General features: G+C 56.8%; 1 rRNA gene (cut by a window edge). It reads left to right on the forward strand.

Features of this window, described 5'->3' with window-relative positions:
- Positions 1–2,578 (forward strand): 23S ribosomal RNA (locus tag CCL05_RS20135); it begins 545 nt to the left of the window's first position.
- Positions 2,579–2,600 lie beyond the last annotated feature (22 nt).

Genomic DNA, 2,600 nt, shown 5'->3' on the forward strand with positions numbered 1-2,600 from the left:
TACCGTGAGGGAATGGTGAAAAGTACCGCGGGAGCGGAGTGAAATAGTACCTGAAACCGTGTGCCTACAAGCCGTGGGAGCGTCGGGCAAGCACTTGTGCTTGCCTCGTGACTGCGTGCCTTTTGAAGAATGAGCCTGCGAGTTTGCGGTGTGTTGCGAGGTTAACCCGGGTGGGGAAGCCGTAGCGAAAGCGAGTCCGAATAGGGCGTTTTTAGTAGCACGCTCAAGACCCGAAGCGGAGTGATCTAGCCATGGGCAGGTTGAAGCGGAGGTAAGACTTCGTGGAGGACCGAACCCACCAGGGTTGAAAACCTGGGGGATGACCTGTGGTTAGGGGTGAAAGGCCAATCAAACTCCGTGATAGCTGGTTCTCCCCGAAATGCATTTAGGTGCAGCGTCGTGTGTTTCTTGCCGGAGGTAGAGCACTGGATAGGCGATGGGCCCTACCGGGTTACTGACCTTAGCCAAACTCCGAATGCCGGTAAGTGAGAGCGCGGCAGTGAGACTGTGGGGGATAAGCTCCATGGTCGAGAGGGAAACAGCCCAGAGCATCGACTAAGGCCCCTAAGCGTACGCTAAGTGGGAAAGGATGTGGAGTCGCACAGACAACCAGGAGGTTGGCTTAGAAGCAGCCACCCTTGAAAGAGTGCGTAATAGCTCACTGGTCTAGTGATTCCGCGCCGACAATGTAGCGGGGCTCAAGCGTACCGCCGAAGTCGTGTCATTGCAGCAATACGGCCAACGCCGGCTGTGATGGGTAGGGGAGCGTCGTCTGCCGGGTGAAGCAGCACCGGAAGGTAGTTGTGGACGGTTGACGAGTGAGAATGCAGGCATGAGTAGCGATTCACACGTGAGAAACGTGTGCGCCGATTGACTAAGGGTTCCTGGGTCAAGCTGATCTGCCCAGGGTAAGTCGGGACCTAAGGCGAGGCCGACAGGCGTAGTCGATGGATAACCGGTTGATATTCCGGTACCCGCTGTGAAGCGTCAAACATCGAGCATCGTGATGCTAAGGCCGTGAAGCCGCCCCTGATCTCTTCGGAGTGAGGGGGAGTGGTGGAGCCGCCGAACCAAGCGGTTAGTAGGTGAGTGATGGGGTGACGCAGGAAGGTAGTCCAGCCCGGGCGGTGGTTGTCCCGGGGTAAGGGTGTAGGCCGTGCGGTAGGTAAATCCGTCGCACACAAGGCTGAGACCTGATGCCGAGCCGATTGTGGTGAAGTGGATGATCCTATGCTGTCGAGAAAAGCCTCTAGCGAGTTTCATGGCGGCCCGTACCCTAAACCGACTCAGGTGGTCAGGTAGAGAATACCGAGGCGTTCGGGTGAACTATGGTTAAGGAACTCGGCAAAATGCCCCCGTAACTTCGGGAGAAGGGGGGCCACATCCGGTGACGGCACTTGCTGCCAGAGCTGGGGGTGGCCGCAGAGACCAGCGAGAAGCGACTGTTTACTAAAAACACAGGTCCGTGCGAAGCCGTAAGGCGATGTATACGGACTGACGCCTGCCCGGTGCTGGAACGTTAAGGGGACCGGTTAGTCACTCTTCGGGGTGGCGAAGCTGAGAACTTAAGCGCCAGTAAACGGCGGTGGTAACTATAACCATCCTAAGGTAGCGAAATTCCTTGTCGGGTAAGTTCCGACCTGCACGAATGGCGTAACGACTTCTCGACTGTCTCAACCATAGGCCCGGTGAAATTGCACTACGAGTAAAGATGCTCGTTTCGCGCAGCAGGACGGAAAGACCCCGGGACCTTTACTACAGTTTGATATTGGTGTTCGGTTCGGCTTGTGTAGGATAGCTGGGAGACTGTGAAGCGCTAACGCCAGTTAGTGTGGAGTCGTCGTTGAAATACCAGTCTGGTCGTGCTGGATGTCTAACCTGGGTCCGTGATCCGGATCAGGGACAGTGTCTGATGGGTAGTTTAACTGGGGCGGTTGCCTCCTAAAGAGTAACGGAGGCGCCCAAAGGTTCCCTCAGCCTGGTTGGCAATCAGGTGTTGAGTGTAAGTGCACAAGGGAGCTTGACTGTGAGACCGACGGGTCGAGCAGGGACGAAAGTCGGGACTAGTGATCCGGCGGTGGCTTGTGGAAGCGCCGTCGCTCAACGGATAAAAGGTACCCCGGGGATAACAGGCTGATCTTCCCCAAGAGTCCATATCGACGGGATGGTTTGGCACCTCGATGTCGGCTCGTCGCATCCTGGGGCTGGAGTCGGTCCCAAGGGTTGGGCTGTTCGCCCATTAAAGCGGTACGCGAGCTGGGTTTAGAACGTCGTGAGACAGTTCGGTCCCTATCCGCTGTGCGCGTAGGAGTCTTGAGAAGGGCTGTCCCTAGTACGAGAGGACCGGGACGGACGAACCTCTGGTGTGCCAGTTGTTCTGCCAAGGGCATGGCTGGTTGGCTACGTTCGGGAGGGATAACCGCTGAAAGCATCTAAGCGGGAAGCCTGCTTCGAGATGAGGACTCCCACCTCCTAGAGAGGGTAAGGCTCCCAGTAGACGACTGGGTTGATAGGCCGGATATGGAAGCACGGTAACGTGTGGAGTTGACCGGTACTAATAGGCCGAGGGCTTGTCCTCAGTTGCTCGCGTCCACTGTGTT

The organism is Streptomyces africanus, from assembly GCF_002150735.1.
GTDB lineage: Bacteria > Actinomycetota > Actinomycetes > Streptomycetales > Streptomycetaceae > Streptomyces > Streptomyces africanus.